This window comes from Tardiphaga sp. (assembly GCF_025356345.1).
Lineage (GTDB): Bacteria > Pseudomonadota > Alphaproteobacteria > Rhizobiales > Xanthobacteraceae > Tardiphaga.
In genome coordinates, this window is the sequence record NZ_JANXTC010000362.1 from 1 (window position 1) to 12,088 (window position 12,088).

A 12,088-nucleotide genomic window follows, 5' to 3' on the forward strand; every position below is an offset into this window, starting at 1 on the left:
CGTCCATCGCGTGGTCCCCGATGAGATCGTTGAGAGGCGGCAGGCCGTCGCCAGATCGGGCGATAGAGCGGGGCTGGCCGGAAATGCCGATGTTTCGTCAGAATGGGTATCGCATTGCTGTGTGCGCTGCAAGACGGGCAAAGCCGTCCTGCCGTCATGCTAGACGGAGGCCTGATCGGCCAGCCGGGCAAGGCATTCCTGGCGGCCCAGTACCGCCAGCACGTCGAAGATTCCCGGCGATGTGGTCTTGCCGGTCAGCGCCACCCGCAGCGGCTGCGCCACCGCGCCGAGCTTGACGCCGGCCTGTTCGGCGAAAGCTCGGGTGGCTTCTTCCGTGGTTGCGGCGCTCCAGTCGGTCACGGTCTCCAGCGCGACGCGCAACTGGCCGATCAGCGCCCGGGTTTCAGGTGTCAGCAGGGCGGAGGCCTTCGGCTCCATGGTCAACGGGCGGTCGGCAAAGATGTAATAGGCGCTGTCGATCAGCTCGATCAGCGTCTTGGCGCGCTCCTTGAGCTGCGGCATCGCCCGCAACAATTGCGCCCGCGTGGTGTCGTTGAGCTTGGCCTTCACATCGTCGCCGTGCGGGACATAATTCAGCACGTCCTCGAACATGGTCACGAGAGATTGATCGTCGGCGTGGCGGATATAGTGGCCGTTGAGATTTTCCAGCTTGGCGAAGTCGAACCGGGCGGCGGAGCGGCCGATTGACGACAGGTCGAACGCGTCGATCATTTCCTCGGTCGAGAAGATCTCCTGATCGCCATGGCTCCAGCCCAGTCGCACCAGATAGTTGCGCAGGGCGGCGGGTACATAGCCCATGGCACGGTAGGCATCGACCCCGAGCGCGCCATGGCGCTTCGATAGTTTCGAGCCGTCCGGACCGTGGATCAGCGGAATGTGCGACATGCTCGGCAGTGTCCAGCCCAGGGCATCATAGATCTGCTTCTGCCGCGCGGCGTTGATCAGGTGATCGTCGCCGCGGATGACATGGGTGACGCCCATGTCGTGATCATCGACCACCACCGCGAGCATGTAGGTCGGATTGCCGTCGCCGCGCAGCAGCACGAGATCGTCGAGATTTTCGTTCTGCCAGACCACGCGGCCCTGCACCTGGTCGTCGATCACGGTCTCGCCATCCAGCGGCGCCTTGAGGCGGATCGCCGGCTTGACGCCCGCCGGTGCCTCGGAGGCCGCGCGCTCGCGCCAGCGGCCGTCATAGAGCTTTGACTTGCCCTCGGCGCGGGCCTTTTCACGCATCTCCTTCAGCTCGTCGGCATTGGCGTAGCAGTAATAGGCCTTGCCCTCGGCGATCAGCTGCAAGGCTACTTCGCGGTGCCGGTCGGCGCGGGCGAACTGGTAGACAGTGTCGTCGTCCCACGCGATGCCGAGCCATTTCAACCCGTCGAGGATCGCGGCGATCGCCGGCTCGGTGGAGCGCTCGCGGTCGGTATCCTCGATCCGCAGCAGCATCTTGCCGCCGAGTTTGCGCGCATAGAGCCAGTTGAACAAAGCGGTGCGGGCGCCGCCGATATGGAGAAAGCCGGTCGGGGACGGCGCAAAACGGGTAACGACGGGTGCGGTCATGGAGGTTCGATCGATGCTGGAGACGCTTTGCGGCCGTGTATCACACCGCATCGGCGGGCCCAATGGCGTTGAAAACGGGTAACTTATGTGTTACCATGATCTATGGTCGAAATCCGCTACTATGTGGACGTTGACGGCAGAGCGCCCTTCACCGACTGGGCGGAGGAACTGGACGTTTCCGCGTCTGCCCAAATTGCCCGTGCGTTGCGGCGCATGGGGATGGGAAATTTCTCCAACTCCAAGGGCGTTGGGGAAGGTGTTCTAGAATTCCGGATCAATTTCGGGCCAGGCTACCGGATTTATTTCGGACGAGATGGTGACACCATCGTGGTCCTCCTGACGGGAGGGACAAAGAAGCGGCAGCAGGACGACATCCTGGCCGCGCGCGCGTTCTGGCGCGATTACAAACGAACCAAACGCACGCAGTAGTGGATGGAGGTGGACGATGGCGACAACGAGAGACTTCGGGGAGTGGCTACAAGATTACGCTCGGCAGCGTCCCGATTTTGCGGAAGCGCTGTTGCGGGAAGGCATCGACGCATTGCTCGATGGCGAGGTCGACGTAGGCCGGTCCCTGCTACGGGATTACATCAAGGGGACCATTGGCTTCGAGAAGCTAGGAAAAGCCATTGGGGTGCAGCCCAAGAGCCTGATCCGCATGTTCGGCCCCCGCGGCAACCCGCAGGCCAAGAACATCTTCAGCGTGATCAGCTACCTGCGCAAACACGTCGGCCAAGCGAAGAAGGCCGCTTGAGCCAGCGCCGTTTTCGGCGAACCGCGCCCCTTGGCGCGGCCGCCCGGATTTGGCACATAGGGCGCAGCTTGAAAGGCATCCCATGACAGACGAATCGGCAGCGGACACGGCAGAGGCAGGCCGCGACTTCATCCGCGACATCGTGGCCGCGGATCTGGCCTCCGGCGCGCATAAGAGCGTGGTGACGCGGTTTCCGCCGGAGCCGAACGGCTATTTGCATCTCGGCCATGCCAAGTCGATCTGCCTGAATTTCGGCATTGCCGAGGAATTCGGCGGGATCTGCAATTTGCGCTTCGACGACACCAACCCGACCCGGGAAGAGCAGGAATATATCGACGCCATCCAGCGTGACGTGCGTTGGCTCGGCTTCGACTGGGGCGGCAACCTGCATTATGCCTCGGACTATTTCGAGAAACTCTACGCCTGGGCGCAGCATCTGATCCGCGAAGGCCTGGCCTATGTCGACGACCAGTCGCAGGAGGAGATCCGGCTCACGCGCGGCACCCTGACCGAGCCCGGCCAGAACAGCCCGTTTCGCGATCGCCCGGCGGCGGAGAACCTCGACCTGTTCACGCGGATGCGCGCCGGCGAGTTCCCGAACGGCGCCCGCGTGCTGCGCGCGAAGATCGACATGGGCTCCGGCAACATCAATCTGCGCGATCCCGTAATCTACCGCATCCTGCACGCGCATCACCCGCGTACCGGCACGGCGTGGAGCATCTATCCGTCCTATGATTTCGCCCATGGCCAGTCGGACTCGATCGAGCATGTCACGCATTCGATCTGCACGCTGGAATTCGAGGATCACCGCCCGCTGTATGACTGGTGCCTGGACAACCTGCCGGTGCCGTCGCGACCGCGCCAGTATGAATTCGCACGTCTCAACATGACCTACACGCTGCTGTCGAAGCGAGTGCTCACCGAACTGGTGCGCGGTGGCCATGTCTCGGGCTGGGACGACCCGCGGATGCCGACTTTGGCCGGACTGCAGCGCCGCGGCGTGCCGGCCGCTGCCTTGCGCGAATTCATCAAGCGCATCGGCGTGGCCAAGGCCAACAGCACCGTCGGCATCGACATGTTCGACTTCGCGGTGCGCGAGACGCTGAACCGGACCGCGCAGCGCCGCATGGCGGTGCTGAAGCCGTTGAAGGTGGTGATCACGAACTATCCGGAAGGCCAGAGCGAACAGCTCGATGCCGTCAACCATCCCGAGGACGCGTCGCTCGGCGCGCGAAAAATTCCGTTCGGCCGCGAGCTCTACATCGAGCACGACGATTTCATGGAAGAGCCGCCGAAGAAATTCTTCCGGATGGCGCCGGGCCGCGAAGTGCGGTTGCGCTACGGCTATTTTATTACCTGCCGCGAGGTGGTCAAGAACGAAGCCGGCGACGTTACCGAGCTGCGCTGCACCTATGATCCGGAAACCCGCGGCGGCAACGCGCCGGACGGCCGCAAGGTCAAGGCGACGATCCACTGGGTCAGCGCGGCGGAAGCGGTGCCCGCCGAGGTCCGGGTTTACAATCTGCTGTTCACCGCGCCACAGCCGGATGCGGCGAATTTTGCGTCGCAGATCAATCCGGATTCGCTGGAGACGCTGACCGGCTGCATGCTGGAGCCGGCGCTGGCCGGCGATAATTCGGATGCCGCCGTGCAGTTCGAGCGCCAGGGCTATTTTTGCCGCGACAAGGATTCAGCGCCGGGCGAACTGGTGTTCAACCGCACCGTCGGCCTGCGCGACAGCTACGCCAAGGCGACCTGAATCCTACACTGTCATTCCGGGATGCACTCTGGTCGGCGTAGCGGGCCGGAGCGCAGACCCGGAATCCCGAGAAGGGATGAACAATTCGAGATTTCCCGTCACTCCAACTGCAGTGGCTGGGGTTCGCGCGCGGCTGCGCCGCTGCCGCCCCGGAATCACGACATCGAACATTCCCGATCCGTTCTGGTAGTCGTCACCTGATCTCCTCCGCTAGCATGGCTCGGCGAAAGCCGGGCGACGAGCAGCGCGATGGCCAACGGGGGCAGCACCAACAGACCGCGCGCGCAGGCCGGCATATGGCCGCCGCGGGCGGCGCCGGTTGCCGGCGTATCACGGCCATCTTCAGCCTTCTGGCCGAGCCTCCTCGCGACTTGGCAACAATGGATCCACGCGGAAGCTGGCCCCGGCCGGCTGCTGCCCTGGGTCCCCGTCGCCTTCGGCACCGGCATCGCGCTGTATTTTTCCGCCGGCCGCGAACCGGTGGCATGGGTGACGGCGGCGACGGCCGTCCTGTTATGCGGCGTGGCGTTTTTGTCGCGCCGGCGAAACTGGTTTCCGCTGCTTGTGATGATCGCGGCGATCGCGTCCGGCTTCGCGGTGATCTCGCTGAAGACCGCGCGGATCGCCCATGGTGTGCTGGCGCGGCCGCTCTATTCGGTCGCGCTGAGCGGCTTTGTCGAGACCCATGAAGAGCGTGAGCGCACCGACCGCTTCGTGCTGCGGGTCGCATCGATGGAGAGCCCGCGGTCGCAGCTAAAACTCGAGCGCGTGCGGCTGTCGGTGAAGAAGGGCACCGCGCCCGGGGTCGGCAGTTTTGTCCAGCTCAAGGCGCGGCTGCAGCCGCCGCTGTCGCCATTGCGGCCGGGTTCTTACGACTTCGGCCGCGATCTGTATTTTCAAGGCATCGGCGCCTCCGGCTTCGTGACCGGCGGCATCAAGGTGGCCGATCCGCCGACCGAACCGGGCTGGCGGCTGCGCTATGCCGCCACCATGCAGGGTCTGCGCGACGCGATCGACGGCCGTATCCGGACGGTGCTGAGCGGTGATGCCCGCGCCATCGCCACCGCGCTGCTGACCGGGCGGCGCGATGCGATCTCCGCGCCGGTCAACGATGCGATGTTCATCTCGGGCCTTGGCCATGTGCTGTCGATCTCCGGCTATCACATGGCGGTGGTCGCCGGCGTGGTGTTCTTCGCGGTGCGCGCGCTGCTGGCGCTGATCCCGATCCTCACCGTGACTTTTCCGATCAAGAAATGGGCGGCGGCCGCGGCGCTGGCGGCAGCGCTGTTTTATCTGCTGCTGTCGGGTGCCGAGGTGGCGACGCAACGATCGTTCTTCATGACCGCGGTGGTGCTGATCGCGATCATGGTCGATCGCCGCGCCATCACTTTTCGCACACTCGCGGTAGCGGCGATGGTGGTGCTGGCGATGGCGCCGGAAGCGCTGGTTCATCCCAGCTTCCAGATGTCGTTCGCCGCGACGCTCGGCCTCGTTGCGCTGGTGCAGATCGGCATGCCCGTCCTGTTCGCCTCGCCGGACCATTCCGCCACCGCGCGCGTGGCGCTGTGGGGCGGTCGCGAGCTGGCGATGCTGGTACTGGCCTCGCTGGTCGCGGGGCTTGCGACCACGCCCTATGCGGCGTTCCATTTCCATCGCGTTACGCCCTACGGCGTACTCGCCAATCTGCTGGCGATGCCGGTGGTCTCGGCGCTGGTGATGCCGGCGGGTCTGCTCGGTCTGGCGGCGATGCCGTTCGGTCTCGACGGCGTGTTCTGGCGCCTGATGGAGTTTGGCATTCAGTGGATGATCGTGGTGACGCAGTGGGTCGCCGCGTTGCCCGGCGCGATCGGGCGGGTCACGGCATTCGGCAGCGGACCGCTGGTCGCGGCCTCCGCTGGACTCATCCTGCTGGGATTGCTGCGCACGCCGCTACGCTTTACCGGCGCCGGCATGCTGGCGTTGTCGATGGCATGGGCGATGCTGGTTGCGCCCCCGGACATTCTGATCTCGGGCGATGGCCACAGCGTCGCGGTGCGCGGCCGGGATGGCCGCCTGCATCTGATGCGCAGCGCGAAAGATTCGTTTCTGCTGAAAGAGTGGCTGGCCGCCGATGCCGATCCACGATCTCCCGACGATGCCTCACTGGCGGAAGGCGTGTCGTGCGACAGCGCCGGCTGCATTACGGCGCTCGCCGACGGTCGCCTCGTCGCATTGACGCTGCGGTCCGACGCCTTCGCGGATGATTGCGTGCAGGCGGCACTGATCGTCACCGCCCGCCAACCGCCGAACGGCTGCGCGGCCCCGCTGATCAGCTTCGCGACCTTGCAAAGTCGTGGCGGAATGGTCTTGCGTGGATATCAAGGCAGGTTTGTCGCCGAGGAAGTGCGACCCAACGGCGTCGATCGGCCATGGTCGCCAGCGGGTCCGGAAGTCGCGGAGCCGCAAGCCGGCGGCGCCCTGCCAGCCGGCCGTCCGGTCGATGCGACGCCGGCCGAAACCGACGTCCAGGCCGAGGATCAGTGAGCGCGAGCGCTCAGTAGCGGCGGTACAGCCCGACCAGCTTGCCCTGGATGCGGACGCGATTCGGCGGCAGAATCCGCACTTCATAGGCGTCGTTGGCGGGCTCCAGCGCGATCGAGGCCCCGCGGCGGCGGAACCGCTTCAGCGTCGCTTCTTCCTCGTCGATCAGGGCCACCACGATGTCGCCGGTGTCGGCCACATCGTTTTTCTGGATCAGCGCCATGTCACCATCGAGAATGCCGGCGTCCTGCATCGAATCGCCACGCACTTCGAGCGCGTAATGCTCGCCGGAACCCAGCATGTCGGGCGGCACGCTGATCGTATGGCTGCGGGTCTGCAGCGCCTCGATCGGTGTACCGGCGGCGATGCGGCCCATCACCGGCACCGACACCGAGCGGCGGCTGTCATCGTCGATATCGCCGCCATTATTGTTACCATTGCCGGTGTTCGAGATCGGGCGGACCTTTCCCAGCGTGCCTTCGATGACACTTGGCGTGAAACCGCGACGGCCGGTAGCCGCGGCGGCGGTGCTGACGCCGAGCTCGGGCAACTTGATGACCTCGATGGCGCGGGCGCGGTTCGGCAGCCGGCGGATAAAGCCACGCTCCTCCAGCGCCGTGATGAGGCGGTGAATGCCGGACTTGGAGCGCAGGTCGAGCGCGTCCTTCATCTCGTCGAAAGAGGGCGGCACGCCGCATTCCTTGAGCCGCTGATCGATGAAGCGCAGCAGTTCATATTGTTTGCGCGTGAGCATCTGGTTCATCCCTCATGGACGGGGTTGCCGCCGCGTGTGTCACGTCAGTCCCAAGTCGGCAAAAGCCGCAAATTCTCGAAACAAATCATGAACGAACACTATCTGTTCCATATGTGTTCCGCAACGCTTAATTTCAAATGAACGGCACCGCAAGTCCCTTAAACCGGCAACCTTATGATCTCGCAACGAGCGCCGGCAACCGCCGCCGGAGCGAACGGTTTGCGGACCAGAAGCCCCTGTGCCGCTGCGAGATTCCCCAATAGCGAGGAGTCCTGCTTGGTTACCGCGGTGGCGACGAGGGTGCCGTCGTCACGGCGTGTCAGCACCGCGCGCAGATAATCTTCACGCTGATCATTGGCTGCCAGATCGATGCCGAGTACCGCCGATTCGAGCGTGTGGTGTACTTCCGCGCGGCCGGACAGGGCGCGAATCAATGGCGCCATGAAAAGCAGGGCGCAGACATAGGACGACACCGGATTGCCGGGCAGGCCGATCACGCGCATCGCGTTGCGTCGGCCATGCATCATCGGCTTGCCGGGCCGCATCGCGATCCGCCAGAACGCCATGGTGACCCCGGCCGCCTCCAGCGACTGCTTGACCAGATCGTGGTCACCGACCGAGGCGCCGCCGGTGGTAACGAGGATGTCGGCACCGGCATCGATGGCGCGCCGGATCGCCGCGGTCGTCGCCGGCAGCGTATCGACGGCGATGCCGAGATCGATGACATCGGCGCCTTCGGCGCGCGCCAGCGCCCGCAGCGCAAAACCATTGGAGAGTACGATCTGGCCGGGGCCGGGGACCGCGCCGGGCAGCACCAGTTCGTCGCCGGTGGCCAGCACCGCGATCAACGGGCGCCGTCTGACCGGCAATTCCGGATAGTTCATCCCGGCAGCCAGTGCGAGATCGCGATCGGTGAGCCGGGTGCCGGCGCGCAGCAGCACGTCACCCTGTTTGAAATCGATCCCGGCGGGGCGGATGTGCCGTGCCGCGCGGGCGGCCTCGTTGATGATCACGACGTCGCCGTCGCGCGAGGCGTCTTCCTGGATCACGATGGCGTCGGCGCCATCCGGCACGACACCGCCGGTGAAAATACGCAGCGCCTCGCCCGGCCGCAGCGCGCGCTCGTACGGCCGGCCGGCCGCGATCTCGCCGATCACCGCCAGGCGCGCGCCGAGCGTGGCGTCGGCGGCGCGCACCGCGTAGCCATCCATCGCCGACATCGCCTGCGGCGGCTGTGTCCGCTTCGACGCCACGTCCTGCGCCAGCACGCGATGATAGGCGGCTTCGAGCGTGACCTGCTCGGCGGGCAGCGGATCCGCGCCTTCCAGAATCGCGGCGAGCGCCTCGGCAACCGGCATCAGGGCCATCAGTCGTTCTCCATAAAACCGAGCGCGGCGAGTGCTTCCGCCACGTCGTTGGATGACGTGACATGGACGGCGACCAGTCCGCAGGCGCGGGCCCCTGCGACGTTCTCGGCAAGGTCGTCGAAGAACACGATCCGCTCCGCGGGAACGCCGATCGCTTTCACGACATGATCGTAGGCATCGGCATGGGGTTTTCGCAGGCCAATGGTCGACGACAGGAAGATCTCGCGAAAATGCCCGAGCACCTCGGCATAATGCTGCGAGAAATACGCGACATGGGCGCGGTTGGTATTGGAGAAGGCGTAGAGCGGCCATTTTTTCGCGGCCTGCGCCAGTAACGGCGCGATGCCGTCCATTTCGCCGATAAAAGTCGCGTTCCAGCCGTCCAGCAATTGTGCATCGGACAGATCGATGCCGAGCGCCGCGCGAAGGCGTGCGAAAAACTCCGTGTCGGACAGCTTGCCCGTTTCATAGAGCCAGAAAGTCTCGTCGCGCACGAAGCGGTTGGCGAGATCAGCCGGGTCGGAGCCGTCATGTGCCGCCCACGCGGCCGCGGTGCGCGCAATATCAAAATCAATCACGACGCGGCCAAGATCGAACAACAGCACGTCGGCAGAATCTGGGGTGAGCGAAGCAGCCATGCCGTTGTTTAGCGAAGCGACGGTGGGGGAGCAATCGTGCGCAGGGCTGCTTTGGCGTGCCGCGATATTCCGGCTAGATTGTGGGGAGCGGCAGCCGTGCCGCCAGTGAAGCAGTTCCCTCATGTCCCATCTCGTTTCCCCGATCTGGCGCGAAGACATCGACTCGCTGGCGTTCCAGCCGGACGGCCACGACGGGCTCTGCATGATGCACCGCCGCGCGTTCCGGGTGCTGTTGCGCAGCCTGCCGACGCCCCGGCAATGCGAGGAGTTCTTCCTGATCCACCGGGACGCCTTTCAGGCCGCGGCCGACGCCAAGTTGCGGCGCGCCGCGGTGGGGCCGGGCAACAGTTTCCATGTCACCAGCCGGGACATTCGCCGGCAGCTCGAAAATTAGGGTCGCGCAGGCGATTGTTTTCGGCTAAAAATGTCGCAATCTTGACGAGGACGAACATGCAACAGACCCAGGCCGCGCAGCTGCCCGCCATCGCTACCGATGCGAGCGCGATCGTTCAGGCCGTAATGGCCATGGCGCTCGGTCTGTTCATCGTCGGCGTGGTCGGCTTCTCGCACATCAGCGCCGTGCACAACGCCGCGCACGATGTGCGCCATGCCAATGCGTTTCCCTGCCACTGAGCCATGTCGGTTTTCAGGTCGATCGTTTTCTCCGCCGCGCTGGCTGGACTTGTTGTCGGCGCGGTCGTTTCGGTGGCGCAGTTTTTCGGCACGGTGCCGCTGATCCAGAAGAGCGAAGTCTACGAGCGCAAGTCGGCCGAGGCGACGAAGCCAGTTGCTGCGCATGAGCATACCGCCGCCGCGCATATCCATGAGGCCGGCCACAGCCATGCCAGCGAATGGGAACCGGCGGACGGCCTGCAGCGCAATGCCTTCACCGTCGGCGCCAATATCCTGACAGCGATCGGTTTTGCGCTGGTACTTACCGGGGTTTATTCGATGCGCGGCCGTCCGGTGACGTGGCGCGAGGGCCTGTTGTGGGGGCTCGGTGGCTTTGTCGTGTTCGTGGCGGCGCCCGGCCTCGGCCTGCCACCGGAATTGCCGGGAATGCCGGTCGCGGATCTCTCGGCACGGCAAACCTGGTGGATCGGCACCGCGACGGTCACTGCCATCGGCCTTGGCCTGCTGGCGTTCAGGCCGGCAGCCTGGGCCGCGATACTCGGGCTCGGCCTGATCGCGCTGCCGCATCTGATTGGCGCGCCGCTGGCGCCAGTGTCGAACAGCGAGGTGCCTGCGGCGCTGTCGCATCAGTTCATCGTGGCGGTAATGCTGACCAGCCTGCTGTTCTGGGCGCTGCTGGGCGTTGCGACCAGTCTGGCTTTCACCCGTCTTTCGCGGCCGTGAAATAGTGACGGTCGGTTGAACCCGATTACCTCCCGAGCCGTAGCTTGGTCATCTGGGATTTGAGCGGCAGGCTTTCCGAAATGTGGATGTTACTGGCTTTGATATTGATGGCAGCCGCAGCCACGGTGCTGGTAAAACAATACGAACGGCACCTGGCGAAACAGCTCGGTCCCTGGATGTCGGCGGAACTGAAGTTGAATAGCCGGGAGCGCCGCGGGCATTCCTCGTCGGCCACTTCGCTACGCGACGGCGCGAATATCTAGCTTCCGCAAGCGTTCTTGCGCCACGGTCGCCGATTTCCTTCGCAGCTAGCGTCAGACTCAGTTTGCTCGGATCATGTCCCGGACGCGGTGCATTGCGCCTCCGCGAGGAGGCGTAGTGCTCCGCGGAGCGGCATAGGAATGCCGCACCGCGTCCGGGACACCAGTCATTCATCCTAACGGATCAGACTCTAATCGGCGTCGTTGTCGGTCACCAGATAGTGGCCGGACTTGCCACCCTTCTTCTCGACCAGGTGAAGGCCTTCGATCCGCACCCCGCGCTCCACCGCCTTGATCATGTCGTAAATGGTCAGGCAGGCGATCGACACCGCGGTCAGCGCTTCCATTTCGACGCCGGTCGGACCTGATACTTTCACGGAAGCGCGCACGCGACAGCCCGGCAGCTTCTTGTCGGGCTCGATATCGACGGTGACTTTCGACAGCGCCAGCGGATGGCATAGCGGAATCAGGTCCGAGGTGCGCTTCGCCGCCATGATGCCGGCGATGCGCGCGGTACCCAGTACGTCGCCCTTCTTGGCATTGCCGGACACGATCAGTTCCAGCGTCGCCTTGCTCATGATGACGAGGCCCTCGGCCACGGCGATCCGCTCCGTCGCCGGCTTTTGCGAAACGTCGACCATGCGGGCCTCGCCGGAGGAATCGATGTGGGTGAGGGCGGGAGCGTCTTTGGTCGCGCTCTTGTTTTTCTTGCCAGCCATGATTCTCAAATCCCGAGTTCTGTTTCTTTCCTCTCCCACAAGGAGACAAGGAAGCAAGAAGGAGCAGCGCGTTACGCCGCGCGCGTCAGCAGCGCCTTGGTGGCTGCCGTGACATCCGCCTGCCGCATCAGGCTTTCGCCGACCAGGAAGGTGGAGATGCCGACGCGCTCGAGGCGGGCAAGGTCTTCGGCTGCAAAGATGCCGCTCTCGCCGACCATCAGGCGATCCTTCGGGATCATCGGCGCCAGCGTCTCGCTGGTCGCCAGCGTAGTCTCGAAGGTCCGCAAATTGCGGTTGTTGATGCCGATCATCGGCGAGCGCAGGTTCAACGCCCGTTCCAGTTCCGTCTGGTCGTGGACTTCGAGCAGCACGTCCAT

The 12,088-nt window shown here is 64.7% G+C and carries 13 protein-coding genes and 1 pseudogene; 8 read left to right on the forward strand and 6 right to left on the reverse strand.

Annotation, left to right across the window (positions count from 1 at the left end):
- Positions 1-159: 159 nt before the first annotated feature.
- Positions 160-1,584 carry a glutamate--tRNA ligase gene (gltX, locus tag Q0S16_RS21670; RefSeq protein WP_295852915.1) on the reverse strand — a complete coding sequence of 475 codons (1,425 nt, stop codon included), beginning with the start codon at positions 1,582-1,584 and terminating at the stop codon, positions 160-162.
- Between the two features lie 102 nt (positions 1,585-1,686).
- Here gltX and Q0S16_RS21675 point away from each other — a divergent pair, with 102 nt between their 5' ends.
- The 4 genes from Q0S16_RS21675 (at position 1,687) to Q0S16_RS21690 (ending at position 6,620) form a co-directional block, all read left to right on the forward strand.
- Positions 1,687-2,013 carry a type II toxin-antitoxin system RelE/ParE family toxin gene (locus tag Q0S16_RS21675; RefSeq protein WP_295852917.1) on the forward strand — a complete coding sequence of 109 codons (327 nt, stop codon included), beginning with the start codon at positions 1,687-1,689 and terminating at the stop codon, positions 2,011-2,013.
- A 16-nt stretch (positions 2,014-2,029) separates the two neighbouring features.
- Positions 2,030-2,338, forward strand: a complete 309-nt coding sequence (locus Q0S16_RS21680; protein ID WP_295852918.1) for a transcriptional regulator — start codon at positions 2,030-2,032, stop codon at positions 2,336-2,338.
- A gap of 82 nt (positions 2,339-2,420) precedes the next feature.
- The gene (locus Q0S16_RS21685) at positions 2,421-4,097 is read left to right on the forward strand and encodes a glutamine--tRNA ligase/YqeY domain fusion protein (protein WP_295852921.1); all 1,677 of its coding nucleotides are present in this window, start codon (positions 2,421-2,423) and stop codon (positions 4,095-4,097) included.
- Between the two features lie 249 nt (positions 4,098-4,346).
- Complete coding sequence (locus tag Q0S16_RS21690; protein ID WP_295852922.1) at positions 4,347-6,620, forward strand: ComEC/Rec2 family competence protein; 2,274 nt, start codon at positions 4,347-4,349, stop codon at positions 6,618-6,620.
- A 10-nt stretch (positions 6,621-6,630) separates the two neighbouring features.
- Here Q0S16_RS21690 and lexA read toward each other — a convergent pair whose 3' ends face one another.
- The 3 genes from lexA to Q0S16_RS21705 all read right to left on the reverse strand — a co-directional run bounded on the left by lexA (position 6,631) and on the right by Q0S16_RS21705 (position 9,376).
- Entirely contained in the window at positions 6,631-7,371 is a 741-nt protein-coding gene (gene lexA / locus Q0S16_RS21695; RefSeq protein ID WP_295852923.1) for a transcriptional repressor LexA, read from the reverse strand.
- Between the two features lie 158 nt (positions 7,372-7,529).
- Positions 7,530-8,738: a gephyrin-like molybdotransferase Glp gene (gene glp / locus Q0S16_RS21700; RefSeq protein WP_295852925.1), complete on the reverse strand. Its 1,209-nt coding sequence runs from the start codon at positions 8,736-8,738 to the stop codon at positions 7,530-7,532.
- Positions 8,738-9,376, reverse strand: coding sequence for an HAD-IA family hydrolase (locus Q0S16_RS21705; protein WP_295852949.1), 639 nt, complete (start codon positions 9,374-9,376; stop codon positions 8,738-8,740). Before Q0S16_RS21705 ends, glp begins: the two co-directional genes overlap by 1 nt.
- Before the next feature lie 121 nt (positions 9,377-9,497).
- On the opposite strand from Q0S16_RS21705, the gene Q0S16_RS21710 reads away from it, so the two are divergent.
- Genes Q0S16_RS21710 through Q0S16_RS21725 form a run of 4 tightly spaced genes read left to right on the forward strand, consistent with a single transcriptional unit; the run spans position 9,498 to position 10,995 of the window.
- Positions 9,498-9,770 carry a hypothetical protein gene (locus Q0S16_RS21710; RefSeq protein ID WP_295852928.1) on the forward strand — a complete coding sequence of 91 codons (273 nt, stop codon included), beginning with the start codon at positions 9,498-9,500 and terminating at the stop codon, positions 9,768-9,770.
- A gap of 56 nt (positions 9,771-9,826) precedes the next feature.
- The gene (locus Q0S16_RS21715; RefSeq protein WP_295852931.1) at positions 9,827-10,009 is read left to right on the forward strand and encodes a CbtB-domain containing protein; all 183 of its coding nucleotides are present in this window, start codon (positions 9,827-9,829) and stop codon (positions 10,007-10,009) included.
- Between the two features lie 3 nt (positions 10,010-10,012).
- Positions 10,013-10,732 (forward strand): CbtA family protein, encoded by a 720-nt coding sequence (locus Q0S16_RS21720; protein WP_295852937.1) that lies wholly within the window; start codon positions 10,013-10,015, stop codon positions 10,730-10,732.
- A gap of 44 nt (positions 10,733-10,776) precedes the next feature.
- Positions 10,777-10,995: a hypothetical protein gene (locus tag Q0S16_RS21725; protein WP_295852944.1), complete on the forward strand. Its 219-nt coding sequence runs from the start codon at positions 10,777-10,779 to the stop codon at positions 10,993-10,995.
- Between the two features lie 188 nt (positions 10,996-11,183).
- Here the strand turns inward: Q0S16_RS21725 and moaC are convergent, their stop codons facing one another.
- Both moaC and Q0S16_RS21735 read right to left on the reverse strand, forming a co-directional pair.
- Positions 11,184-11,711, reverse strand: a complete 528-nt coding sequence (gene moaC / locus Q0S16_RS21730; RefSeq protein ID WP_295852946.1) for a cyclic pyranopterin monophosphate synthase MoaC — start codon at positions 11,709-11,711, stop codon at positions 11,184-11,186.
- A gap of 71 nt (positions 11,712-11,782) precedes the next feature.
- Positions 11,783-12,088, reverse strand: a pseudogene (locus tag Q0S16_RS21735) (indole-3-glycerol-phosphate synthase TrpC); the annotation flags it as partial.

Bases quoted from the DNA above. Each gene is read 5' to 3' on its own strand.
- gltX (WP_295852915.1), bottom strand. From the start codon at position 1,584: ATGACCGCACCCGTCGTTACCCGTTTTGCGCCGTCCCCGACCGGCTTT.
- Q0S16_RS21675 (WP_295852917.1), top strand. From the start codon at position 1,687: ATGGTCGAAATCCGCTACTATGTGGACGTTGACGGCAGAGCGCCCTTC.
- Q0S16_RS21680 (WP_295852918.1), top strand. From the start codon at position 2,030: ATGGCGACAACGAGAGACTTCGGGGAGTGGCTACAAGATTACGCTCGG.
- Q0S16_RS21685 (WP_295852921.1), top strand. From the start codon at position 2,421: ATGACAGACGAATCGGCAGCGGACACGGCAGAGGCAGGCCGCGACTTC.
- Q0S16_RS21690 (WP_295852922.1), top strand. From the start codon at position 4,347: ATGGCCAACGGGGGCAGCACCAACAGACCGCGCGCGCAGGCCGGCATA.
- lexA (WP_295852923.1), bottom strand. From the start codon at position 7,371: ATGCTCACGCGCAAACAATATGAACTGCTGCGCTTCATCGATCAGCGG.
- glp (WP_295852925.1), bottom strand. From the start codon at position 8,738: ATGGCCCTGATGCCGGTTGCCGAGGCGCTCGCCGCGATTCTGGAAGGC.
- Q0S16_RS21705 (WP_295852949.1), bottom strand. From the start codon at position 9,376: ATGGCTGCTTCGCTCACCCCAGATTCTGCCGACGTGCTGTTGTTCGAT.
- Q0S16_RS21710 (WP_295852928.1), top strand. From the start codon at position 9,498: ATGTCCCATCTCGTTTCCCCGATCTGGCGCGAAGACATCGACTCGCTG.
- Q0S16_RS21715 (WP_295852931.1), top strand. From the start codon at position 9,827: ATGCAACAGACCCAGGCCGCGCAGCTGCCCGCCATCGCTACCGATGCG.
- Q0S16_RS21720 (WP_295852937.1), top strand. From the start codon at position 10,013: ATGTCGGTTTTCAGGTCGATCGTTTTCTCCGCCGCGCTGGCTGGACTT.
- moaC (WP_295852946.1), bottom strand. From the start codon at position 11,711: ATGGCTGGCAAGAAAAACAAGAGCGCGACCAAAGACGCTCCCGCCCTC.